Consider the following 23261-nt stretch of genomic DNA (forward strand, 5'->3'; position numbering starts at 1 on the left):
AAGAGCCGGTTTCCAGGCGAACAATTAACGAAAATCTCTGTTACAGAGGGTCGAGTTTGCATATTATTAACTTGCGAGCCTTATTCTAAATCGTTAGTAATTCCCAAACATGGTCCGGCGAGTCTTCGCCGGTAATCTTTATTGGACGATCTTACTATGGCCGATACGACCAACGTTAATGACGACACACTGCCCGCTGGCAGCGAAACCGTTCAGTACAAGACCAGCGAAACCAGCTTTCACCAGCATGATTATGCCTGGAACTGGACTGGTCCTGCGACGGGCGGCGACTGGACTGATCCGAGCAACTGGGTCCTGACCAATGCCGGTAATCCGGTGGACACGACCGGCGGCTCCTTCAGTGGCAACGCCATCCCCCAGAGCGAGCAGAACGCTGACGTCAATGTTGGCACTTCCGATAGTGCCACACCGTTTATGGTCGTATCGAATGCCGTGCTGTACAACCAGATCCGCAGCCTCAGCGTCTGGCAGAACAGCACCCTGAAGATCACTGCGCAGGGCGGAAACGGCAATGTTTTCGCGACGGCCGGTGTGGAAAATTACGGCACGATCATCATCGACACCCCGTCCAAGGTCGAACTCGGTGGCGTGACGTCAGGCAACGGCACCCTGACGATCATGAACAATAACGGGAATGTGACGCTTGACGATGCGCGCCTGAATAACGGTACGCTGAACCTGGTCAACTCGACCCTTGGCAGCGAGACCTCTCCTGTTTCGATCGCTGGTGGTACGGTCAACCTTCAGAACAGCACACTCGTTGCCGGCCTGTATGGTGAAGGCTCCACACTCAATGTCGACCCGGCAAGCGCCAATACCATCTATGTCCAGAACCTCTACACCAACGACAGCGGTTCCGTGCAGAACACCGTTATCAACGGTGTGTCTGAAAATACCCATTTCGGTGTTCTGAGCGGCGGTGACTCCACGCCGACCTCCGCTACCTATGCCGAGAACACCGACGGGTCCTACACCCTGACGATCAATCTCAGTAACGGTCGTGCCATCACCTATCCGACGGTTCATGTCGCGGATGGCTTTACGCCTGCCACCCATGCGACGATTGTTCAGGATGGAACGAAGGGCTGGCTTATCGAGGATGCTGGTACGGCAACGGCTTCGGCATCCTATGTCACCAGCGACCTGCACCAGCAGATGGCTACAACGGCTGCCGCAGCAGTCAGCACTGGTGGTGACACGTCCCAGTACAGCAGCAGTGCCGTCAGCTTCCACCAGCATGACAACGCCTGGCGCTGGACTGGCCCCGCTACCGGCGGTGACTGGTATGATCCGAAGAACTGGACGCTGTATGACGGACAGGGTCATGTCGTTGACACGACAGGCAGTTCCTATAACGGCGATGCCATTCCGCAGAGCGAACAGAATGCGGACGTCAATGTCGGCTATTACGGTAACACCACGCCGACCACCGTTGTCGCCAACGCACCGTCCTACAACCAGATCCGCAGCCTCAGTGTCTGGCAGAACAGCACTCTGGAAATCACGGCACAGGGCGGCACCAACTATAACGGCTATGTCTTCGCCACGGCCGGCTTCGAAAACGACGGCACGATCCTGATCGACACCCCGTCGAAGGTCGAACTCGGCGGCGTCACCATGAACCGTGACGATGGTACGATCACGATCAAGAACAACAACAATAATGTCGTGTTCGATGATAACACCGTTAACAATGGCGGCACGATCAACCTGATCAATGCGACGCTGGGCGCAGCCACCAACCCGGTCTGGGTAAATGGTGGGACGGTCAATCTGTCGCAGGGCAGCAGCCTGTTCCTGAATCCGAGCGAAAGCGTCAACACCATCAATGTTGATCCTTCGACGGTGAATACGGTTTATGTCGAAGCCAACGGCTTCCTGCATAACAACTCTGCCAACAACCAGAACATCGTCATCAACGGTGTGTCCGCCAACACGCATTTCGGCATCTCTGGTGTGTCTTCCGCTCCGACGGCTGCCACCTACACGCCGAATGATGATGGCTCCTACACCCTGACAGTCACGCTGGCTGACGGCCGCCAGCTGACCTATGGCGATATCCACACGGCTGACGGCTTCACGCCTGCCGCTACGGCGTCCATCGTTCAGGATGGCAGCAATGGCTGGGTTGTTGAAGACAACGGCACGACGACCTGCTTCCTTGCAGGCAGCATGATCCGTACGCCGGATGGTGACGTTGCCGTCGAGACCCTGCGTCTGGGCAGCACGGTTCTGGCCTTTGTGAACGGTAAGGCCGTCGAGCGCACTGTCACCTGGGCCGGCCGCGCGCATATGGTTGCCAAGACGGGTCTGCGCGATGCCGAGGCAGGTTATCCGGTCCGCATCCTGAAGGACGCGTTGGCTGAGGGCGTGCCTTACAAGGACATGCTGGTCACGCCGGAGCACTGCCTGTTCATCAATGGGGGCTTCATCCCTGCCCGTATGCTCGTGAACGGTCGTTCCGTGGTCTATGACCGCACCATGCCGTCCTACGACTACTTCCATGTAGAAACGGCAGAGCATTCGGTGATCATGGCTGATGGCATGATGACGGAAAGCTATCTCGACACCGGAAACCGTCATTCCTTCCGCCAGAACGGCACCGTCGTTTCGTTCGGCGGTCGTGCACGGACCTGGAATGATGACGCAGCCGCACCGCTGGTCGTCAGCCGCGAGGTGGTTGAGCCGATCTTCCGTAAGATCGAAGCCCGCGCCGTTAATTCCGGCCTCGAGAACACCGCTCCGGCTCCGGTCCTGACCGAAGAGTCCGGTCTGTATCTCGTCACCAGCACAGGCCAGACCCTTCACCAGGTCCGGACCGCCAATGACCGCGTGATGTTCATGATCCCGTCCGACGTGACGGACGTTCGCCTGATGTCGCGCACGGCCCGCCCGAGCGAGACGGTTGGACCGTTCGTGGATGACCGTCGTGATCTCGGTGTTCTCGTCGGTGAGATCACACTGTTCGACTCTGGCAACACGATCCGCATCGACCAGCACCTGACGGAAGCTGGTCTGGCTGGCTGGGATGTTCAGGAAAACATCGCAGCGCGCTGGACCAATGGCAATGCGATGCTGTCCCTGACGGCACGTCAGCCGAACAGCCTTGGCATGCTGGCCATCCAGGTTCTGGCCGCAGGCCCGTATCTGGTTACCTCGGAAGAAGCCGAAACTGCCCACACCGCCTGAGACCATCCGGTCTGAAATGGAAAAGGCCTCATCCCTTCGGGGGTGAGGCTTTTTTTTGTCCATTTTTCCAGGCGCTGGTCTGAAGCACAGCCTCAACAAAAAAAGGCGCCCCTGTATGGGACGCCTTTTCCTGTGGGCAGTTGGAAAACGGTCTCAGAAGTTGGCGTTGATCCGTCCGTAGTAATAGCCGCCTGTGATGGGGACCTGCAGCGAGAACTGGTCGTAGATCTGGGCGCCGCGGGAGTTGTTGATCTGCGGAACGCGACGGGGGCGGACGTTGAAGATGTTGTTCGCGCCGATCGCCAGATGCCAGTGGCTGTTGAAGCGGTAGCCGACTTCGATATCCGTCAGCCAGCGCGGCGTATTTTTGAACTGCGCAAAGCAACTGTTGGAATAGGCCAGCTTGCCGCCGCTCGGGCAGGTGAGCGTCTGGTCCGTCCAGTCAGAGTAGGTCAGCATGTCCGTGGTTTGGCCGTAGCGGGTCTGGCGGACGTTGAAGTCCCATTTCCCGACCGTATAAAACGCGTTCAGGATGATCTTGCTGCGCGGATAGGCGGTCGTGATGTAGCCGATGTTCTGCGCGTTCAGCAGCGGATTGCCGCTGGTGTCCGTTCCGTTGTGGTGCAGACGCGTCCGGTTCAGGTCCAGCGCCATGCTGAGGTTCAGGTTGCCGGCATTGTGGAAGCGGAACATGTAGTCCGCCTTGATGTCGAGACCCTGCGTGCGGGTGCTGGCGCCGTTGGTCATGTAATAGGCGGAGACGTTGTCCTTGATGATGCTGTTGAGAGGCAGGGAATATCCCATGGCTTCGATGGCATCGATTGCGGGCTGGCCATTGACGGTACCACCGCCCACGATGCGGTCGCGCAGGTTGATCTGATACACGTCTGCTTCGACGTGGAAGTTCTTCACTGGCTCAAGAACAATGCCGCCGCTGGCGCTGACGGAGCGTTCCGGCTTCAGGGCGCTGGCGCCGAGAATACGGGCGGCCGTCGAGTTGACGGGCAGCAGGCCGGAGGCGCCAGTCGGGTCCACGTTCATGGCGCTGTAATGCTGTTCTGCCAGTGTTGGAGCGCGGAAACCGGTGCTGATCGTGCCGCGGATCGCGATGCGTTTGCTCACGTCATAGCGCGTCGAGACCTTGCCGTTTTCCGTGTTGCCGACATCCGTGTAGTGCTCGAAGCGTCCTGCGAAATCGAGATCCCAGTGCTTGAGCGGATGGAAATCGCCATCAACATAGGCGGCCCAGATGTCACGGCTCCAGTTGCCGGCACTGTTGGGGCCGAGACCGGCATAGCCCTGCGTGCCGCCCAGTTCATAGGAGGGCGGGGTGCCAGCCTTGATTTCATAGGTTTCGAGGCGGTGTTCGCCACCAAAGGCCAGCGTCATGGGAACGACGTTGGCAATATTGAAGTGGCGGCGGAAGTCCAGATTGTTGGTCCACTGCGCCATGCGATAGGTTTCAGCGCGCGTCGTGTTGGGCGACCAGCCGCAGCCATCAGTCGAATAATAGGATGACGTCGGATCGGTTGAGCAGGTGCTGGCGAGCATGCCTGTATTGGCGGTGTTCTTGTTGCCGATCTTGTTGCCATCCGCGCCGTATGTGGTGCTCAGATCCCAGTCGAACCCGAAGAAATTGTCACCCTTGAGGCCAAGCGTGGCGGCGTAATCGTTTTCTTCCGATGTTTCGAGCGGGGAGAAGCCCGCCGGATACATGGTGGGCGCGATGACGGGCGTGCGGTAGTTTTCATACGCTTCGCCATGGCGGTGCATATAGGTAATGAGGCCGTAGAAATTCACGCCTTCGGTAATGGTCTTGCCGAAGTCGATGGCGAGGCTTTCGCGGGTTTCTTCAGGCGTGCTCATGATCTTGTTGGAATCAGCGGGCACGTTCATCGCGTTCGGAACGATACCGTTATAGTATCCCGTTGTGTTGGCGTTGGTGGGCCAGTTTCCGATCAGGCGGTGGTCCCGCGCGCCGACGACCATGTGATCCGTGTGATAGACTTCGCCGCTGAGGTGCAGATAGCCGTCACTGCCCCATTTCACGCCGCCATCAGCGCCGACCTTGTACTGCCAGCCGTCGCCGTTATAGGCGTTTGCGCCGGTCTGTACGGTGGTCTGGATGCTGTGGGCCTGCTTTTTGGTGATGATGTTCACCACACCTGCAATCGCGTCCGAGCCGTACATCGCGGCCGCACCGTCTTCGAGCACTTCGATATGGTCGATGGCATTTGCGGGGATCGTGTTCAGATCGGCGCCCGTGGAGCCGAACTGCGGACCCGCATCGGCGGTGATGTTCGCCGTGTTGTGGCGGCGCTTGCCGTCCACCAGAACCAGCACTTCGTTCGGGCCGAGACCGCGCATCTGGATGGAGGACGTCAGGGCTGCGGAATCCGCGCCCATGGCCACAACGTTGATGGAAGCGTAGGTCCGGGTCAGGGCATCCGAAAGGTTCAGCATGCCGGAACGACGGAGCGTCGCGGCAGAGACCACGGTGACGGGGGACGTGCTTTCGCGGGCCTTGCGGTTTGTCGCATGGGTGCCGGTGGTGACGTTTATCGTCTCGGCTTCGCCCGTGAAATTGACATCGGTCTTTTTGCGGCGAGGTGTGGCGGCTGTGACAGGCTTTGCTGTTGAAGCTGTGGCAGGTCGGGCAGCGGTATGAGCGGCGCTGGTGGGCTTTGCGCTGTGATGACGTGTGGCAGGCTGAGTGGTGGTCGTGGCGGCCATGGCAGACATGCAGGGCATGACCGAGACGGCCGTTGTCATGAGCAGGGAGATGCGATGCCGGTACTTCATTACTACTATCTATACCTCCATGAGACGCCGCTCTTGGGTTCAGAGGGGGTTTCGAAAGAGTAATGATAAAATCTCGTTACATGAAAGTAGCAAAAATGATTCGTGTGACAGAATTTCTCGCTGTTGCATAAGGGCAACAAAAACCTGCGGGTGTCTCTGTTCCGGACATGATGTTTCCAAAGGGGTATCATCAGGGAAACATATTTTCAAAAGCGCCCGTGCGGCATCTGAGGTGCTCAGGGGGTGAATGGTGCGATTCTATGTTACTTGAACGTATCAGATGCAGGCCGAAGTTGCATAAATGCGCGTTGGCTCTGTTCCGGCCTGTGCCCGCTCAGTCGTCGAGACGGACTTTCCGGTTGCGTTTGATGCCGGCCCGGTGGGATTTGCCATCCAGGCGACGCTGCCGCGCCGCTTTACCCGGACGTGTGGCAACGCGGAATGTCGGGCGGTGAGCCGCCTTGCGGATCAGCTCTGCCAGACGCTCGATGGTGTCTTCACGGTTTCGCTGCTGGGTCCGAAAGCGGCGACCTGTGATGATGATTTCGCCATTTTGGGTCGCGCGGCTGCCTGCGAGTTCGATTAGTCGCATACGGATACGGTCGGAAAGGGCCGGGGAATGCGCGGCGTCAAACCGGAGCTGTGCGGCGGTGGCAACCTTGTTGACGTTCTGTCCGCCCGGGCCGGAAGCCAGGATATAGGTCACTTTCAGTTCGTCTTCTTCGAGAAAGAGACCGGGAAGAATCTGAATGGACATCTGTCTCTTCCTTATGAAGCTGAAAAAGGAACAGCCGTCTGGAAAACAGACGGTCTGGCGGCCATAGCCTCTTTCGGCATGAGAAACCATGCAGGGCTCCCGCCTAAACGGCCTGTTTTTCAGGGAGATGAGGTTGACGCCCTTATGGGTTGTGGGGTAGCCAGCGTGCGGATGAACCGGTAGCTCAGTTGGTAGAGCATTCGACTTTTAATCGAATGGTCCTGGGTTCGAGTCCCAGCCGGTTCACCATTTCCCCTGTAAAATCTCTAAAAACCATTGTCTCCTGCTAGGGTCACACTGTAGCGCATGGCCGTTTTGCGGCGTAGGGTGGCGCAACGGAACGACATTAAGGGGAAACGCTGATGACGCGTGCTCGGATTGGGGTGGCGCTTGCGCTGCTGGCGGCTCTTGCGGCCTGTGGGCCGGATTATGGTGGTCAGGGGTCTCGGCAGTTCCGTGGCGACGACTATGGGAATGTTGGTGCGGGACGCAGCAGCTATGGCTATCAGGGCGGCCCGACCTGAGGTTTTCCTGATGTAAAAAGGTTCAGGACAAGGCGTCCTGAACCAGTTTTGCCTGCTGGGCCACATGAGCGCCGGGCAGACCGGTCGCGGGTGAGGCCGCGCCTTCGCGACCGATATAATCCGGGCGCTGCACACGATGATTGCAGCCTCGCAGGGCGCGTTCGATGCGACGGTCTACGAAAATCCAGGCTCCATTGTTCTGCGGCTCTTCCTGACACCACAGAACCTGTTCCGCGTCCGGGTGGCGGGCAAGCTGCTCCATCAGGGCGTGATGCGGGAACGGGTAGAGTTGCTCGATGCGGATGATGGCGACGTCGTCGCGGTTCTGGCGCGTCCGTTCGGCAGCGAGATCATAATAGACCTTGCCGGTGCAGAGGATAATGCGCCGTGCGCCTTCCTCCTTTGCCGGATCTGCGATGACGGGCTGAAAGCGCGTGTGCGGCCCCATGGCGTCAAGCATCGAGACCGCGTCCTTGTTGCGCAACAGGGATTTAGGTGTGAAGACGACCAGCGGCTTGCGGCAGCGGCGCGCGATCTGGCGGCGCAGGGCGTGGAAGTAGTTGGCGGGCGTGGTGATGTCGCACACGCGCATATTGTTTTCAGCGCAGAGCTGAAGGATGCGCTCGGGGCGGGCCGAGGAATGCTCCGGACCGCCGCCTTCATAACCATGCGGCAGGAGCAGGGTCAGGCCGGAGGTCCGCAGCCACTTGGTTTCGCCCGATGCGATGAACTGATCGAGGATGATCTGCGCGCCATTGGCGAAATCGCCGAATTGCGCTTCCCACAGCACCAGAGCTTCCGGATCGCCGAGGGAATAGCCGTATTCAAACCCAAGGACGGCATATTCCGAGAGCGGCGAATTCCAGATGTTCAGCGGCGCCTGATGGGGCGCGATATGGGTCAGGGGCGTGTCTTCGCGTCCTGTGTCCTGATCGAACAGGACGGCGTGACGCTGACTGAACGTGCCACGGCGGCTGTCCTGCCCGGACAGGCGGACTGGATGTCCGTCCATCGACAGGGTGCCGAAGGCGAGGGCCTCGGCGGTTGCCCAGTCGACCGGGCCGCCATCGGCGACGGCCTTGCCACGGGCAATGATCTGCCGGGCCAGACGGGGATGAACGGCCAGACCTTCGGGGATCGTGCCGATGGCCTCTCCGACTTCCTGAAGGCGTCTGAGAGGTACGCCGGTCATGGGCTGGATGCGGTCCTGCTCGTCCTGCAGACGGGTCGGATCTTCGGGACCGTCCAGCCAGTCCGTGCCGTCGGGCTGATAGGTTTTGGATTTCTGGAACTGTTCTTCCAGACGATGCTGGAAGTGGGTCCACATCTCCTCGACTTCGGCTTGGGTCATGACGCCGCTGCGGACCAGGTGATCGGCATAAAGGCTGCGTGTCGTGGCGCGGGACTGGATGGCGTGGACCATCGCGGGTTGCGTGAAGGCGGGCTCGTCGGTCTCGTTATGGCCGTGGCGGCGATAGCAGATAACATCCAGCACGATGTCGGACTGGAACGTGCGACGCCATTCATGCGCCAGAAATGCACAGCGGGAGACGGCTTCGGGATCGTCGCCATTAACGTGCAGGATCGGAGCCTGAACGGATTTGGCGATATCGGTGTTGTGCAGGCCGGAATGGGCGTCGGACTGGACGGTCGTAAAGCCGATCTGGTTGTTGATGATGACGTGAACCGTCCCACCCGTCCGGTAGCCTTCCAGCTTCGAGAGGCTGAGGGTCTCGTACACGACGCCCTGTCCCGCGAAGGCCGCGTCCCCATGAACGAGAATGCCCAGATGGTGCTGGCGGTCCCGGTCCTTTTCGCGGTCCTGATCGGCGCGGACGCGACCGAGCACGACCGGGTCCACGGCTTCCAGATGGGAGGGGTTGGGCAGGAGCGAGATGCGGACGGTGTGTCCGGCATGTTCAAGCGTGGTGGCGGTGCCGAGATGGTATTTCACGTCTCCGGAGCCTTGGATGTCATCGGGCTTGAAGGACGCGCCTGCAAATTCACTGAAAATGGCGGCGAACGGCTTGCGCAGGATGTTGGCCATCACGTTCAGGCGGCCACGATGGGGCATGCCGAGCGAGACGGAACGTACGTCATCCTGTGCCGCGGCATCGATCAGGGTCCGCAGGGCTACGATAACGCTTTCGCCGCCCTCAAGGCCGAAGCGGCGCATGCCCATGAAGCGCTTCTGGCAGAACTGCTCGAAGCCTTCGGCGCGAGTGAGGGCGAGGAGAATGCGCTTCTGGTCCAGTGACGGGCCGGGGGCCGGATTTTCCAGACGGTCAATCCACCACTGGCGCTGGGCCGGGTCCTGAAGATGCATGAACTCGGCGGCCGTGGTGCCGCAATAAGCGCGGCGCAGACGGGCGATCAGATCTCGGTCCGCACCTGGGGGTGTCAGTTCGGGAATGTCGGGTGTGGGGGCGAGGCCGAGCGGGTCCAGCGATGCGATGGAATGTCCGCGCAGGCGATAGGCAAATTTCAGGCTCTCGGCACTGGCATCGCTCTGATCAGCCGTGTCCGGGCCGGTCAGACGCTCTGAGCCGAGGGTCTCGAACAGGGATGCAAAGGCCGGGTCCACGGACGCAGGGTCGTGCTGCCAGCGTGTGTGCAGCTCCGCCAGATAGACGGTGTTTTCGCCATTGATGGCGTCCCGGTCATCATGATGGTCGCCCATGAACTCATCTCCTGTGTCCCCGGGGGCCGCACTCCTGCCGGGGAGAGGCGGGTCCGGGGGCTGTCATATGGCCGCGCAGTTTAGCGGACTGGCAGAAGAGGGCCAATCTCTGCCTTTCCCGAACATCCTTTGTCAGAGACCGAAGCCGCGTTTCATGGCGTCGATCCGGCGTGCGATGGAGCGGGTGGCGACCGGTGTGTCTGTCTGGTCGAAGATATGGCAGGCGCCGGGCACGATTTCCAGTTCTACGGAGATGCCCTGATGGATCAGACGCCGCGCATAGGCGAGATCTTCATCCAGAAACAGGTCCAGCGCGCCGACACACAGATAGACGGGGGGCAGATCGGACAGGTCGGTTGCGCGGGCGGGAGCGGCATAGGGCGAGACGTCTGCCGAACCGGGCGCTACGGGATTGAGGAGGGCCGTCCACATGAAGGTGTTGCTGGCGCGGGTCCACAGGAACTCGCCTCCGACGGGCGAAGCATCAGGCTGGCCCGTAATCGTGCGGTCGTCGAGTACCGGATAGACGAGGTTCTGGAACAGCAGCGTCGGCCCTTCGCGGTCCCGGGTCAGCAGAGCCAGTCCCGCAGCAAGGCCGCCGCCTGCGCTTTCGCCCGTCAGGCCGATGCGGGCAGTGTCGATCCCGAGAGTGTCGGCATTGCGGGTGATCCAGCAGAGCGTTGTGTAGGCGTCCTCGATCGCGGCCGGGAACGGGTGTTCGGGGGTGAGGCGGTAATCCGGCGAGATGACCACGCAGTCCAGCTCCTGTGCAAACTGGCAGAGCTGCGTTGTGGTAAGCTCGGGCTGGCCGGCGAAATAGCCGCCGCCATGCAGGTGCAGCAGCGCCGGGCGCTGGCCTGTGGCCTCCTTGCGGGGACGGACGGTCAGGAGGCGGATGGCGGGTGTATCATCCGTGGCAGGAATGGTCAGGCGCTCAAGGGTGACAGGATAATCTTCGGCCTGAAGGAAGGACTGGCCGGCAGTCTGTTCCAGTCTGCTCCGGAATGCGGGCAGGGATTCAGGAGAAAGATCGACGGTCGGAATTTCCTCAAGGAGTGGAAGAAGTTCGGGAAGGACCAGAGAACGTGTGTTCATGAAGAGCGCCTTGGGTCAGAAAATGGAGAGCAATTGAGGCAGGAAAATCATGTGGGATTCCAGTGGTCGGACCGCTTGAAGGCAAAAATCTGTCTGCTTTGCCACAAAGTTGCCGCAACTTTTGAGGGTCGAGAGTCGTCTAGTCCGGTGACCGGTCCTGAGCCGGCCTCGTTGAGATGGGAGTTCCGCACATGCGTGCTCTGCTGTTTCTGGCGGTTGTGACAGGAAATGTTCTTGCCCTGACAGGGATGTCCCTCGCGGCTGATGGCCCCCGGCGCGATGATCTCTCCGCGCATACCGTTCTGACGGATGATGTCGGCCAGTCGGGTGTGGATCATCGACTGCTGGAATGCAGGACGGACCCACGCCTTCTTCATACGGTATGGAATGGGCGCATTTCTTCCCTGCCGGGACCGCATGTATGCACGGGCGGTGCAAACCGTCTCGGGGCAGGATATGTCCGCTATCTGGCAACAAGCCGGATGGTGAAGGCGCACAGGCTGCTGCGGGGGTAATATTCTTTCGCAAAAGGCAGGTCTCACATGTGTGAAATAGGCCTTGTCGCAGACGTGGGCCGCGTCTAGCCTCCTGCGCCATGAGCAGGATTTCCCTTGATTATGATGCGTTCGAGAGCACGCCTGTTGCGGAAAAACCGTTTCCGCATGTGGTCGTGCCGCATTTCATCGGCAACGACGATCTGAAGACGGTTGTCTCGGACCTGCCGGAGATGAAATCCGGCGGCTCCTTTCCGCCGGAAGCGCTGAAGCTGACGCCGCGTGTCTCGGCCATGATTGCGGAACTGCAGGGGCCGAAGCTCAAGGCGCTGGTGGCCGAAAAATTCGGGCTGGATCTGGCGGATGCGCCGACCATGCTGACGGTGCGTGGGCGCACGCGGGAAAAGGACGGGCGGATCCATCGGGATTCGGAGGCCAAACTGGTCACGATCCTGCTGTATCTCAATCCGCGTGGTGAGGACTGGGCGTCGCGTGATGGCTGTCTGCGGCTGCTGAACGGGCCGGATGATGTCGAGGATTTCGATGTCGAAGTGACGCCGGCGGAAGGGACGCTTCTGGTGTTTCCGAACGGTCCGGCGACCTGGCACGGGCACCGGCAGTTCGTAGGAACACGGTATGCGATCCAGCTCAACTATATGGCGACGGGGCGCAAGGCCCGCTACGAACTGCGGCGGCACCGTCTGTCGGCGCTTTTAAAGCGTCTGCCCTTTTCGGGCTGATTTTCAGGGAACGGGAAAAGATCATGGGTTATCGGGTTGCGGTTGTTGGCGCCACGGGTGCGGTGGGGCGTGAACTGCTGCGAATTCTGGCGGAGCGGGATTTCCCGGTCGATGAAGTTGTGGCGCTGGCCTCTCCGCGGTCGGCCGGGCGTGAGATTTCTTTCGGGGACAAGAAAGTCCTGAAGGTCCAGAACCTCGAGACGTTCGACTTCAAGGGCTGGGACATTGCGCTGTTTTCGCCGGGTGGCGCGATTTCGGCCGTTTATGCGCCGAAAGCTGCGGCTGCGGGCTGTGTGGTGATCGACAACACGTCGCATTTCCGTATGGAGCCGGGCGTGCCCTTGATCGTGCCGGAAGTGAATGCGGCGGCGATCGGCAAAGCAAGCCGTGGCATCATCGCCAATCCGAACTGCTCGACCGCACAGATGCTGGTGGCGCTCAAGCCGCTGCATGACCTGTTCCGGATCAAGCGCATCGTGGTCTCGACCTATCAGGCCGTTTCGGGTGCCGGCAAGGACGGAATGGATGAGCTGTTTGCCCAGACCAAGGGTACGTTCGTCAACGATCCGCCAACGGTTGCGCAGTTCACCAAGCAGATCGCCTTCAACGTCATTCCCCATATCGATCGTTTCATGGACGACGGCGCGACCAAGGAAGAATGGAAGATGGCGGTTGAGACCCGCAAGATCATGGACCCGGACATCAAGGTCCTGGCGACCTGCGTGCGCGTTCCGGTCTTCATCGGACATTCCGAGGCCATCAGCATCGAATGCGAGAAGCCGGTTGATCTAAAGAAGGCACGTGAGGCACTGCGCAAGGCGCCGGGCGTGATCCTGCGCGATGAGCGCGAAGACGGCGGCTATGTCACGCCGATCGAATGTGTGGGTGAGGATGCGACGTATGTTTCCCGCCTGCGGATTGATCCATCGGTCGAGAACGGTCTGGCGCTGTGGTGCGTGTCCGACAATCTGCGCAAGGGCGCGGCTCTCAATGCGGTCCAGATTGCGGAAAGCATCGTGGAACAGGGACTTCTGAAAGACGGGCAGCTGTTCCGTCGCAACGAAGTGCCGGATGAAGACGAAGACTGAGCGATGACGTCATCCCGTACCGAAACGGTTCTTGCAGCCAATGAGGATATCGAGCGCCTGTCGCTCGATGTTCTTCTGGACCGGCTTCTGACGTCCCAGAAGGCGGCTCTGGATCGGGTCGGCGAAGCATTGCCGTCCATCGAGCGTGCCGTCGAGGCCGCTGTGCCCCGGCTTCAGGCTGGTGGCCGGCTGGTCTATGCGGGGGCGGGGACGTCCGGGCGCATCGGGTTACAGGATGGTGTTGAACTGACGCCGACCTTTGGTCTCGCGCCGGAGAAGCTCGTTCTGCTGCTGGCCGGTGGGGCCGGAGCGACAACCCAGGCCGCTGAGGGCGCGGAGGACCGGGAAGATCAGGCGCGGCTTGATCTCATGGAACATCATCCGAATGAATATGACGTGGTGATCGGCGTCGCAGCGAGCGGTAATACGCCTTACACCTGCGCCATCGTTCAGTTCGGGCGGGAAGTGGGGGCGCTGACGATCGGTATCAGTGGCAATCCGGAATCGCGCCTGCTGCGGGAAGCGGAGCTCGGAATCTGCATCCCGACGGGTGCCGAAGTTCTGGCCGGGTCAACGCGCATGGCCGCCGGGACGGCGCAGAAAGTCACGTTGAACCTGTTTTCCACGGCGCTGATGACGCGTCTGGGGCATGTCTATCGCGGTCGCATGGTGGATATGCGCATCAGCAACGACAAGCTTCAGGCTCGTGCGGAGCGGATGGTCATGGAGCTGGCTGGTGGAACGGCCGAGGAGGCGCGCGAAGCCCTCAAACTGGTCCAAGGAAATACAAAACGGGCTGTTCTGCTCAGGCACGGGGTTGCTCTGCCGGAGATCGAGCCGCTTCTGGAACAGACGCAGGGAAATCTGCATCTGGCGCTTGCCAGAAAGATCCGAAGTCTTCGGAGCCACCGGTAGCCTGACCAGAAACGATCGAAGCGAGGCAACCCTGTGTTGCGGGAAGGCTGTCTGAAAGCCCTCCCGCAGATCTGACCGGGATCAGACGGAAGCGAGTTCGGGCCAGCCGGTTTCCGGGCGGTCGAGATGCTTCAGCAGGTCGTGGTCAGGCGTGTTGACGAGATCCTTGACCACCGTCTTGAAGAGTTTCTTGCTCGTCGGCTTGTCGAGATGCTCGCGGATTTCATGCAGGGCCTGCGCCGGCGCAACAAGCAGGATTCCTTCCACGTCGCTGTTCTGTGCGGCCTTGTTGATGTGGCCAGCCAGATCGCGGGTGAAATGTTCCTTGAGCTGCTCATGCGGATTTTCGCGCGGTGCCTTGATGGAGCCGACATCCGTCTCCGCATTGGAACCCTTGTGCAGGTCGAAGCTTGCAATGGTGCGGAGCTGCGGGCCTTCAAGGCGCAGGAAGCGAGCTTTTTCGCCGTCGGCAACAACGTAAATGACGGGATCCTGTGTAGCCATGTCTGGAAATCCTTGTTTCAAAATCGGACTGTGCGTCTGTAACAGTTTTGAGATGGGATGGTTGCCATCAGCAGGCAAGGTGACGCAGAGTCGTATTCTCTTAATGTGCTGAAAACAGGGGAATATTTCGTTTCCTTGAATGTTTTTTGAAGAATTCGGAATTTTTTTGTTGAAACGCAGACGCGATGTGCTCAATCTCTGAATCGAGCCTACCAGAAAATCTTTTCCAAAGGCTCAAAGGAGGCAAGTATGGCTTTGACGAATACTCTTTTGCCGTATGTTGGTCCGATGACAGTCGCTGTTGCGGTGTTTGCCTATACTATGTTGCAAGGGACACGGAAGCCGGATGTTTCCTATGCGAAAGTAAGGCATCGACGATAGCGTCCCGCAAGGGGCGCGTATCTTCAGACGCTTTACCTCTTTCCTAAGTGCCTTCCCGGTTCCAGAGTAGAGGGCACTATGGCATTTCTTCACAAAACCCCCCGTATCGCTCCTCCGCCAGAAGGCCGGACCGGTATTCTCCTTATCAATCTCGGGACGCCTGACGACACAGGCTATTTCTCGGTAAGGCGGTACCTGAGCGAATTTCTCTCTGACCGACGTGTCATCGAGAGTCCTCCCCTGATCTGGCAGCCCATTCTGCAGGGCATCATCCTGACAAAACGTCCCTTTGCCAGCGGCGCAAATTATGCTCGGATCTGGCACAAGGAAGAAAACGCCTCTCCGCTGCGTGTTTATACGCGCAAGCAGGCCGAAGGTCTGACGGAACGGCTTCGTGCCGATGGCGTCCCCGTTGAATGGGGCATGCGTTATGGTCGTCCTTCTGTTGCGAAGGCTGTTGAAAGCCTGATGGATCAGGGCTGCGACCGAATCGTCAGCATCGCGCTTTATCCGCAATATTCCGCCACGACGACCGCAACAGCCAACGATCAGCTTTTTCGGGCACTCATGCGCCTGCGTCGCCAGCCGGCCGTGCTGACCGTCCCATCATTTCCGGATCATCCCGCATTTATCCGTGCCCTTGAGACATCCGTGCGGGAAACGCTGGCCGGTCTGAGCTTCAAACCTCAGCAGATCGTGGCCTCGTTCCATGGGCTTCCCAAGGTCTGTATTGAAAAGGGCGACACGTATCGCGATGAATGCGAGCGGACCATTGCTGCCCTTCGCAAGACCCTGGACCTCGATGAAGCGCAGATGCCGCTGACCTTCCAGTCCCGTTTCGGACCGCTTGAATGGGTTCGGCCCTATACGGCGCCCTTCGTCACGGCTCTCCCGAAGCAGGGCATCACGAAAATTGCCGTTATCATGCCAGGGTTCATGGTGGACTGCCTTGAGACTCTCGACGAAATCGGAAACGAGCTTCGGGAAGAATTCATGGAAGCAGGAGGGGAGGAATTTGCTCTTATTCCCTGCCTGAACGACTCAAAGGGTGCGATTGATCTTCTGGAAGAGCTTTCGCGCTCTGCAATGGCTGGGTTCCAGCGTAACTGAGCGCCATAACGCTTCAGCGTTTCTGAAGAACCCACCCGTGATCGGGTGGGTTTTTTTTATGTCTTCGAACTGACCGCTGGGATGTGCCGAAAAGGCCCAGCATTTTTGGCTTGCATTGCGCGCAGCTTTTTCCTATAACTGTGGCATTGAGCCATTAGTGAGTACCGATAACAGGCTCAAAAAAATAATTTGAGATAAAGTTTTTGTAAAAAGATCTCTCCGAAAGGAGAGGTCTTTTTTATTGCCTACTTCAGAAGAAAGCCATGGTGTCCTGTGGAGAAATTACGGCTCCATACAGGCCTGATGCAAATTTCTTCTGTGAAGTTTCCAAGACCTGACATCAATGTGATGTCCCGGTTCCTGGAGATCGTCTGACTTTCTCCAATTTTTATTTACGGGAAAAATCATGAACGCTGTTTCCAGCACGCAGAGCGCAACCCATACGAGTTCGCGCTGGACGATCGCTGACGCGATGAAGATCCATACCGATGATCCGACCACGACCATGCCGGTCATCGACTATGCTTTCCCGGTCATCGATTCCGATGTGTGGCAGTGGGATACCTGGCTGCTGCGCGACATCCACGGCAAGACCGTGACCTTCAAGGGCTGGTACGTCATGTTCGCCCTTGTGGCCGACCGCTCCGCAACGGGCGATACGGTTGAGGGCTGGCACAGCCGCAATAACTATTCCTATATCGGCTACTACTACAGCCGCACCGGCAATGGCGCGGACTGGAAGTTCGGCGGTCGTGTCATCAAGGAAGGCGCCAACTCCCGCAGCTGGGAATGGTCCGGCTGCGCGGTCATGCGCGAGAACAGCGGCAGCACGGTCGATCTGTTCTACACCTCCGTCAATGACACTCCGTCCGAGTCCGTTCCGTCCTACACGACGGGCCGTATCCTCGCAGACGCCAACGGCGTGTGGTTCGAGGGCTTCGATGTCTGCACGGACATGTTCCAGGCGGACGGCGTAAACTACGCCAACATCGTCGAGGACCAGTACTGGGACTTCCGCGATCCGCACATCTTCCGTAACCCGGATGATAACCAGATCTATGCCCTGTTCGAAGGCAATGTTCCGGGCATGCGTGGTGACTTCACCATCGGCTCCGACGAGATGGGCCTTGTGCCGCCGGCTACAACCGTTCCGGCCGGCGCGCAGTATGGCGCCGCCGCCATCGGTATTGCGCGTCTGAAATCCGATTCCACCAAGGGTGATTTCTCGCAGTGGGAAATGCTGCCAGCGCTTGTCACCGCGCTCGGCGTCAATGACCAGACGGAGCGTCCCCATGTCGTGTTCCAGGATGGTCTGACCTATCTGTTCACGATCTCCCATCACTCCACCTTCACCGGCAACAGCACGGGTCCGGATGGCGTGTATGGCTTCGTGTCGCGGAACGGGATTTTTGGTCCTTACACCCCGCTGAACGGCTCCGGCCTCGTGCTCGGTAATCCGTCCGCAGCGCCGTACGAGACCTACTCGCACTTCGTCGATCCCGCCGGTTACGTGCAGTCCTTCATCGACACGCTGCCGCAGCCCGGTTCGGCTGATCCGCAGGATCCGGCGACCTATCGCATCGGCGGCACGCTGGCGCCGACGGTGAAGATTGTTCTCGACGGTGAACGGACCTTCCTGACGGAAGTCCACGCTTATGGTCAGGTCTACGCCCAAGGCGTGTGGCCGACATCGTCGGCCTGGGACAAGCGTTCCTGAAGCCGATTTGCCCTCTCCCGAAAGGGGGAGGGCATTTTTCTGCGTTTCAGGCACAGAAATGCGCTGGCCTGAGGCCAAGAAGCTGTTTCAGCGATTTCTGGAAAATTATCGGCTGGTCGGAGTGAGAGGATTCGAACCTCCGGCCCCTGCGTCCCGAACACAGTGCTCTACCAGGCTGAGCTACACTCCGGCCGACGGCGCTTCTCCTACAGGGGTTAACGCTTTCCTGCAAGAGGCCAGAGCGAAAAATCAGAGAATGAGTGCCGTTCGGGTCATATGTCTCCATGACCAGAGGACGGCTTTTGCCTGTCCCTGAAGATTCCAGACTGGCAGAAGCCCTACGCCACCGTCTGAAACGCTGACCCGTGAGTCGGAGGAATTGTCCCGGTTGTCGCCCATGACGAACAGATGACCCGCAGGGACCGTGAAAGGTGCGATGTTATCCAGTTCGCCATCCTGCGAGAGTTTGAGGATGTCGTGATGCACATTCCCCGGCAGGGTCTCGTCATAGCGTTCTGCCGGAAGCCAGACCCCTATGCGGCTCTCCTCGCGGGCAGGGCCCATATCCTTCCATGCCAGTTCGGTCCCATTCAGGACGACATGTCCGTGGACGAGCGCGATCCTGTCACCGGGAAGGCCGATGACGCGCTTGATCCACGTCTGATGCAGGTTGGCCGGTGCCCGGAACACGACGACGTCTCCGCGGCGGGGGCGGTGGCCGAAGAGGCGTCCTCCGCTGCTGTCATGCGGTTTCAGGGCATTACCAAAGGGCAGATTGGCCGTGCTGAGACCATAGGAAGGCACAACAACGCCGATCTGGTCCCCGATCATCAGCGTGGGCTCCATGGAGGCCGAGGGCACGATGTAGGCGGCGGCAAGGGCGCTGTGAATGGTCAGGAGGCCCAGAAGGACAGGCAGGCAGGACAGGATGTCTCGGGCGAACTTACGCAGGGTCATGATGGGTGTCTCCGTGCCTTGGAGAGTGCCTCATGGGCGCCGGAGAGCCAGTTAAACCTCTGTCAGGTCCTGTCATGAAAAAAGGGGCGTCCCGTCATGGGGCGCCCCTTTTTTGCCGTTTCAGGAACAGGACGCCTTACAGCGCCTTTTCAAGTTCCGGCAGGACTTCAAACAGATCGCCCACGATACCGTAATCGGCGACCTTGAAGATCGGCGCTTCCGGATCGGCATTGATCGCCACGATGACGCGGCTGTCCTTCATGCCGGCCAGATGCTGGATCGCCCCCGACAGGCCCACGGCGATGTAGAGTTCCGGCGCCACAATCTTGCCGGTCTGTCCGACCTGCATCTCGTTCGGGGCAAAGCCGGAATCCACAGCCGCACGCGATGCGCCAATGGCGGCGTTCAGCTTGTCAGCGATGGGTTCAAGCAGTTTGAAGTTCGCAGCGTCCTTCATGCCCTTGCCGCCGGAAATCACCACGCGGGCGGATTCCAGTTCCGGACGGTCGGATGCGGAAAGCTCGACCTTCACGAAGACGGATTTCTCGCTGGCCGGAGCCTCGACCGTCTCGATGGCAGCGGAGCCACCCTCGGCCGCAACCGGATCGAAATTGGAGCCGCGGATCGTCAGCACCTTGATGCTGTCGGAAGAGCGGACCGTTGCCAGGGCATTGCCAGCATAGATCGGGCGCACGAACGTGTCGGCGTCCTTGATCTCGACCACATCCGGGATCGGCTGCACGTCCAGCAGGCCCGCCAGACGCGGCAGGATGTTTTTGCCGGTGGCGGAGGCTGCGGCCACGATGTGGCTGTAGTCCTTCGCGCGGGCCGCCAGCAGGTCGGCAGCGGGCTCGGCCAGATCGTTGACCAGACCCGGCACGCTGAGGACGCGCGTCACACCCGGCAGGGCGGCAGCTGCTTCAGCACCGTCTCCGAAAACGATGGCATCGACGGTACCGAAGCGGGCGGCTGCGGCAACGGCCGAGCGGGAAGCCTGACGGACCGAGCCGTTCTCGACTTCAACCAGAACAAGAGCGGTCATCAGATCACCTTCGCTTCTGTCTTGAGCTTCTCGACCAGTTCGGCCGCGCTGTTCACCTTCACGCCTTCCTTGCGCTCGGACGGCTCGGCCACGGAGACCACCGTCAGGCGCGAGGCCGTATCGACGCCGAGGCTGTCGATTTCGATCGTCTCAAGCGGCTTCTTGCGGGCCTTCATGATGTTCGGCAGGGACGCATAGCGCGGCTCGTTGAGGCGCAGATCCGCCGTGATCACGGCCGGGAGCGTGAGAGACACGACTTCCGTACCACCGTCGATTTCGCGGGCGACTTCGACGCGACCATCGGCAACCGTCACGGCACTTGCGAACGTGCCCTGCGGCCAGCCAAGCTTGGCGGCCAGGATCTGGCCCGTGGCGTTCATGTCGTCGTCGATTGCCTGCTTGCCCATGCAGATCAGGCCGGCTTCCTCGCGCGTGGCGATGGCCTTGAGCACGTTGGCCACGGCGCGCGGCTCAAGCGTCTCGTCCGTGCGGACGAGAATGGCGCGGTCCGCACCCATGGCCATGGCCGTACGCAGAACGTCCTGCGCGGCCTGTGCGCCAATGGTCACGGCCACGACTTCTTTTGCGGCGCCCTTTTCACGCAGGCGTACCGCTTCTTCGACCGCGATTTCGTCGAACGGATTCATGGACATTTTCACGCCCTGCGTTTCGACACCGCTGCCATCGGCCGCTACACGTACCTTGACGTTGTAATCGACCACCCGTTTGACTGGGACCAGAACTTTCATCGTCATCTTTCGCTGCTGTCGCCGCCACAAAAACGGGCGCTACCGTAGCGGGACTGACTGAAAAAGTCACATTCCGCTCCGGATGCGCCCGTCTGCGGGAAGAAATTCACATCCCGACGGGATAGTTCGGACCACCGCCGCCTTCGGGCGTGCACCATTCGATGTTCTGCGTCGGGTCCTTGATGTCACAGGTTTTGCAGTGCACGCAGTTCTGGGCGTTGATCCGGAGCTGCCAGGCGTTTTCGCCCGTCTGTTCCTGTTCATACACCCCGGCCGGGCAGTAACGGCTTTCCGGCGAATCGAATACGTCATGATTGACGGTGCGCCAGATGGCTTCGTTGCGCAGCTTGAGGTGAACCGGCTGGTTTTCCTCGTGGTTCGTACCGCTCAGAAAGACCGAACTGACACGGTCGAAGGTAATCTTCCCGTCAGGCTTGGGATATTCGATCTTCTTGCACAGTGAGGCCGGGCGCAGCGTTTCGTTGTCGGCATGCGGATGATGCAGCGTCCAGGGGGCACGGCCGCGCAGGATCATGCTGTCGATGCCGGCATAGATCGCGCCGAGCTTCATGCCCCACTTCGCGAAGGCCGGGCGAATGTTTCGGACATCGCGCAGTTCGGACCACAGCCAGGACTGACGGACACGCGCCGTCATGCTGGCGGCTTCCTTCTTGTCCTTTTCTAGAGCCTCGGCCACGGCTTCGGCTGCGATCATGCCGGACTTCATGGCCGTGTGCGTGCCCTTGATCTTGGGCACATTCAGGAAGCCCGCCGAATCACCAGCCAGCACACCACCCGGGAAGGTCAGGCGCGGAATGGACTGGAAACCGCCTTCGGACAGGGCGCGTGCGCCGTAGATCAGACGCTTGCCGCCCTCGAAATGTTCCCGGAAGGCCGGGTGCAGCTTGGTGCGCTGCATTTCCTCGAACGGGGACAGATAGGTGTTGGCGTAATCGAGGCCGGTCACGAAGCCGAAGCTGACCAGATTTTCCCCGAAATGATAGAGCCAGGCACCACCATAGGTGTGGTCGTCGAGCGGCCAGCCGAAGCTGTGCTGCACGAGGCCGGGACGGTGCTTTTCCGCTGGAATTTCCCAGACTTCCTTGACGCCGAGGCCATAGGTCTGCGGATCGACGCCCTTGCGCAGGCCAAAACGCTTCATGGCATGGCCGGTCAGGGAGCCGCGTGCGCCCTCGGTCAGGATGGTCTGCTTGGCGCGCAGGATCATGCCGGGCGTGAAGTTCGGCCCGTGCTCGCCATTGCGCTCAATGCCCATGTCACCTGTGATGACGCCGGCCACACGGTTGTCTTCAATGAACAGTTCTGCGCCCGAGAAGCCCGGATAGATTTCCACGCCAAGGGTCTCGGCCTGCTCGCCGAGCCAGCGGCAGACTTCGCCGAGCGAGACGACATAGTTCCCGTGATTGGCCATCTGCGGCATCACGCGATCCAGATACGGCACCTCGAACGAGCGCGTTTCGGTCAGGAACAGCATCCGCTCTTCCGTCACCTGCGTGCGCAGCGGGGCGTCCAGATCGCGCCAGTTCGGCAGAAGTTCGTCGAGGGTGCGCGGCTCGATCACGGCGCCCGAGACAATATGGGCGCCGATCTCGCTGCCTTTTTCGATCAGGCAGATGCCCGCATCCGGCATCAGCTGTTTCAGGCGGATCGCGGCGGACAGACCGGCGGGACCGCCACCGACCACCACGACATCGAATTCCATTTCTTCGCGTTCGATCTGGGTCATGATGTCAGGAAACTCGCTGAATAACAGGGTTGGAGAGTTCAGGGACGGCGTGTGAAAGTCCAGTAGAACGGTACGCGCCCTTCGCGGAAGGCCTTGGCCTCATAACGCGTGGGCGACCAGCCTTCGGGACGTTCCTTGGCCGGGGGGGGCGCATCGAACAGGTCCTGCTGGCCCATCACTTCCGTGACCCATTCCTGATAGACAGGATGGTCACTGGCGACGCGCCAGATGGCGCCGGGTTTCAGGACGCGGTGCATCTGTCGAATGTTTTCCGGATGCACGAAGCGGCGCTTGGCGTGCCGGGCCTTGGGCCACGGGTCCGGGAACATCAGATACGCCCGGTCCAGACACGCATCGGGCATGTCCTTGAGCAGCAGGCGGGCATCTTCGGCCCAGATGCGGAAATGGGGCGGCGGCGTGGCCGTGTCTTCCTCGCCTTCGGGCACGAGGCGCGAAAGCAGGGAGCACAGACCGTTCTCGAAAACCTCGGAGGCGATATAGCCGACATCCGGGTTCAGTTCGGACTGGCCGATGGCATGTTCGCCGCCGCCAAAACCGATTTCGAGAAAGACGCGCGAAACCGCATCGGAGAATCCCGCAGCGGGATTCTCCGGTGAGGTAAAGGAAAGCCGGGGCAGCGCCTTCTCAAGAAGGTGCTGCTGCCGGGCCCGGAGCGGATGGCCGCGCTGGCGGCCGTAAAGCCGCTCCGGCTGGGGTTTGAGAGACTCGACCAGGGGTTTTCTGCCAGA

18 protein-coding genes and 2 tRNA genes are annotated in these 23261 nt (G+C 60.1%); 9 read left to right on the forward strand and 11 right to left on the reverse strand.

The features are described 5' to 3' along the window. Positions 1-156: 156 nt before the first annotated feature. Complete coding sequence (locus GRO01_RS08775; protein ID WP_062511009.1) at positions 157-3210, forward strand: Hint domain-containing protein; 3054 nt, start codon at positions 157-159, stop codon at positions 3208-3210. 153 nt (positions 3211-3363) lie between these two features. Here the strand turns inward: GRO01_RS08775 and GRO01_RS08780 are convergent, their stop codons facing one another. Beyond that, positions 3364-6012, reverse strand: coding sequence for a TonB-dependent receptor plug domain-containing protein (locus GRO01_RS08780; RefSeq protein ID WP_062511011.1), 2649 nt, complete (start codon positions 6010-6012; stop codon positions 3364-3366). A 334-nt stretch (positions 6013-6346) separates the two neighbouring features. Then, positions 6347-6769 carry an alternative ribosome rescue aminoacyl-tRNA hydrolase ArfB gene (gene arfB, locus GRO01_RS08785; RefSeq protein WP_062511013.1) on the reverse strand — a complete coding sequence of 141 codons (423 nt, stop codon included), beginning with the start codon at positions 6767-6769 and terminating at the stop codon, positions 6347-6349. A 173-nt stretch (positions 6770-6942) separates the two neighbouring features. On the opposite strand from arfB, the gene GRO01_RS08790 reads away from it, so the two are divergent. Together GRO01_RS08790 and GRO01_RS13335 are read left to right on the forward strand one after the other, a co-directional pair. Then, a tRNA-Lys gene (locus GRO01_RS08790) sits at positions 6943-7018 on the forward strand. Between the two features lie 113 nt (positions 7019-7131). Further along, on the forward strand, positions 7132-7293 hold the full coding sequence (locus tag GRO01_RS13335; RefSeq protein WP_167494581.1) for a hypothetical protein: 162 nt from the start codon (positions 7132-7134) through the stop codon (positions 7291-7293). Positions 7294-7315: 22 nt separating this feature from the next. Here the strand turns inward: GRO01_RS13335 and GRO01_RS08795 are convergent, their stop codons facing one another. Further along, complete coding sequence (locus GRO01_RS08795) at positions 7316-9973, reverse strand: 2-oxoglutarate dehydrogenase E1 component (RefSeq protein ID WP_062511015.1); 2658 nt, start codon at positions 9971-9973, stop codon at positions 7316-7318. A 132-nt stretch (positions 9974-10105) separates the two neighbouring features. Beyond that, a complete protein-coding gene (locus GRO01_RS08800) occupies positions 10106-11068 on the reverse strand; it encodes an alpha/beta hydrolase (protein WP_062511017.1) in 963 nt (320 codons plus the stop codon). Between the two features lie 191 nt (positions 11069-11259). Here GRO01_RS08800 and GRO01_RS08805 point away from each other — a divergent pair, with 191 nt between their 5' ends. From GRO01_RS08805 to GRO01_RS08820, 4 genes are all read left to right on the forward strand, one after another. Beyond that, positions 11260-11583: a hypothetical protein gene (locus GRO01_RS08805; protein ID WP_062511018.1), complete on the forward strand. Its 324-nt coding sequence runs from the start codon at positions 11260-11262 to the stop codon at positions 11581-11583. A gap of 80 nt (positions 11584-11663) precedes the next feature. Further along, positions 11664-12302, forward strand: a complete 639-nt coding sequence (locus GRO01_RS08810) for a 2OG-Fe(II) oxygenase family protein (RefSeq protein WP_062511020.1) — start codon at positions 11664-11666, stop codon at positions 12300-12302. A gap of 23 nt (positions 12303-12325) precedes the next feature. Continuing rightward, entirely contained in the window at positions 12326-13390 is a 1065-nt protein-coding gene (locus GRO01_RS08815; RefSeq protein WP_011252447.1) for an aspartate-semialdehyde dehydrogenase, read from the forward strand. A 3-nt stretch (positions 13391-13393) separates the two neighbouring features. After that, positions 13394-14305 carry an N-acetylmuramic acid 6-phosphate etherase gene (locus GRO01_RS08820; RefSeq protein ID WP_062511022.1) on the forward strand — a complete coding sequence of 304 codons (912 nt, stop codon included), beginning with the start codon at positions 13394-13396 and terminating at the stop codon, positions 14303-14305. An 81-nt stretch (positions 14306-14386) separates the two neighbouring features. Here GRO01_RS08820 and GRO01_RS08825 read toward each other — a convergent pair whose 3' ends face one another. Beyond that, positions 14387-14809 (reverse strand): host attachment protein, encoded by a 423-nt coding sequence (locus tag GRO01_RS08825; protein ID WP_062511023.1) that lies wholly within the window; start codon positions 14807-14809, stop codon positions 14387-14389. Between the two features lie 459 nt (positions 14810-15268). Between GRO01_RS08825 and hemH the strand changes: the two genes are divergently transcribed. Continuing rightward, positions 15269-16300, forward strand: coding sequence for a ferrochelatase (hemH, locus tag GRO01_RS08830; protein WP_062511026.1), 1032 nt, complete (start codon positions 15269-15271; stop codon positions 16298-16300). Between the two features lie 406 nt (positions 16301-16706). Beyond that, positions 16707-18017 (forward strand): glycoside hydrolase family 68 protein, encoded by a 1311-nt coding sequence (locus tag GRO01_RS08835; RefSeq protein WP_062511028.1) that lies wholly within the window; start codon positions 16707-16709, stop codon positions 18015-18017. A 113-nt stretch (positions 18018-18130) separates the two neighbouring features. Here GRO01_RS08835 and GRO01_RS08840 read toward each other — a convergent pair. The 6 genes from GRO01_RS08840 to trmB all read right to left on the reverse strand — a co-directional run bounded on the left by GRO01_RS08840 (position 18131) and on the right by trmB (position 23246). Next, positions 18131-18207 (reverse strand) — tRNA-Pro (locus GRO01_RS08840). A gap of 59 nt (positions 18208-18266) precedes the next feature. Continuing rightward, positions 18267-18974 carry a signal peptidase I gene (lepB, locus tag GRO01_RS08845; protein ID WP_062511031.1) on the reverse strand — a complete coding sequence of 236 codons (708 nt, stop codon included), beginning with the start codon at positions 18972-18974 and terminating at the stop codon, positions 18267-18269. A 136-nt stretch (positions 18975-19110) separates the two neighbouring features. Next, the gene (locus GRO01_RS08850) at positions 19111-20016 is read right to left on the reverse strand and encodes an FAD-binding protein (protein WP_062511034.1); all 906 of its coding nucleotides are present in this window, start codon (positions 20014-20016) and stop codon (positions 19111-19113) included. After that, positions 20016-20765 carry an electron transfer flavoprotein subunit beta/FixA family protein gene (locus GRO01_RS08855; protein ID WP_062511035.1) on the reverse strand — a complete coding sequence of 250 codons (750 nt, stop codon included), beginning with the start codon at positions 20763-20765 and terminating at the stop codon, positions 20016-20018. The genes GRO01_RS08850 and GRO01_RS08855 overlap by 1 nt, the downstream gene beginning before the upstream one ends. Positions 20766-20871: 106 nt before the next feature. Beyond that, on the reverse strand, positions 20872-22512 hold the full coding sequence (locus GRO01_RS08860; RefSeq protein ID WP_062511037.1) for an electron transfer flavoprotein-ubiquinone oxidoreductase: 1641 nt from the start codon (positions 22510-22512) through the stop codon (positions 20872-20874). 38 nt (positions 22513-22550) lie between these two features. Next, positions 22551-23246: a tRNA (guanine(46)-N(7))-methyltransferase TrmB gene (trmB, locus tag GRO01_RS08865; RefSeq protein ID WP_080504733.1), complete on the reverse strand. Its 696-nt coding sequence runs from the start codon at positions 23244-23246 to the stop codon at positions 22551-22553. Positions 23247-23261: the final 15 nt, after the last annotated feature.

Origin of the sequence: Gluconobacter roseus NBRC 3990, from assembly GCF_006538885.1 — a bacterium.
Classification (GTDB): domain Bacteria; phylum Pseudomonadota; class Alphaproteobacteria; order Acetobacterales; family Acetobacteraceae; genus Gluconobacter; species Gluconobacter roseus.

What these genes read in the sequence shown, in the direction of transcription:
- GRO01_RS08775 (WP_062511009.1), top strand. Translation starts at nt 157, where the DNA reads ATGGCCGATACGACCAACGTTAATGACGACACACTGCCCGCTGGCAGC.
- GRO01_RS08780 (WP_062511011.1), bottom strand. Translation starts at nt 6,012, where the DNA reads ATGAAGTACCGGCATCGCATCTCCCTGCTCATGACAACGGCCGTCTCG.
- arfB (WP_062511013.1), bottom strand. Translation starts at nt 6,769, where the DNA reads ATGTCCATTCAGATTCTTCCCGGTCTCTTTCTCGAAGAAGACGAACTG.
- GRO01_RS13335 (WP_167494581.1), top strand. Translation starts at nt 7,132, where the DNA reads ATGACGCGTGCTCGGATTGGGGTGGCGCTTGCGCTGCTGGCGGCTCTT.
- GRO01_RS08795 (WP_062511015.1), bottom strand. Translation starts at nt 9,973, where the DNA reads ATGGGCGACCATCATGATGACCGGGACGCCATCAATGGCGAAAACACC.
- GRO01_RS08800 (WP_062511017.1), bottom strand. Translation starts at nt 11,068, where the DNA reads ATGAACACACGTTCTCTGGTCCTTCCCGAACTTCTTCCACTCCTTGAG.
- GRO01_RS08805 (WP_062511018.1), top strand. Translation starts at nt 11,260, where the DNA reads ATGCGTGCTCTGCTGTTTCTGGCGGTTGTGACAGGAAATGTTCTTGCC.
- GRO01_RS08810 (WP_062511020.1), top strand. Translation starts at nt 11,664, where the DNA reads ATGAGCAGGATTTCCCTTGATTATGATGCGTTCGAGAGCACGCCTGTT.
- GRO01_RS08815 (WP_011252447.1), top strand. Translation starts at nt 12,326, where the DNA reads ATGGGTTATCGGGTTGCGGTTGTTGGCGCCACGGGTGCGGTGGGGCGT.
- GRO01_RS08820 (WP_062511022.1), top strand. Translation starts at nt 13,394, where the DNA reads ATGACGTCATCCCGTACCGAAACGGTTCTTGCAGCCAATGAGGATATC.
- GRO01_RS08825 (WP_062511023.1), bottom strand. Translation starts at nt 14,809, where the DNA reads ATGGCTACACAGGATCCCGTCATTTACGTTGTTGCCGACGGCGAAAAA.
- hemH (WP_062511026.1), top strand. Translation starts at nt 15,269, where the DNA reads ATGGCATTTCTTCACAAAACCCCCCGTATCGCTCCTCCGCCAGAAGGC.
- GRO01_RS08835 (WP_062511028.1), top strand. Translation starts at nt 16,707, where the DNA reads ATGAACGCTGTTTCCAGCACGCAGAGCGCAACCCATACGAGTTCGCGC.
- lepB (WP_062511031.1), bottom strand. Translation starts at nt 18,974, where the DNA reads ATGACCCTGCGTAAGTTCGCCCGAGACATCCTGTCCTGCCTGCCTGTC.
- GRO01_RS08850 (WP_062511034.1), bottom strand. Translation starts at nt 20,016, where the DNA reads ATGACCGCTCTTGTTCTGGTTGAAGTCGAGAACGGCTCGGTCCGTCAG.
- GRO01_RS08855 (WP_062511035.1), bottom strand. Translation starts at nt 20,765, where the DNA reads ATGAAAGTTCTGGTCCCAGTCAAACGGGTGGTCGATTACAACGTCAAG.
- GRO01_RS08860 (WP_062511037.1), bottom strand. Translation starts at nt 22,512, where the DNA reads ATGACCCAGATCGAACGCGAAGAAATGGAATTCGATGTCGTGGTGGTC.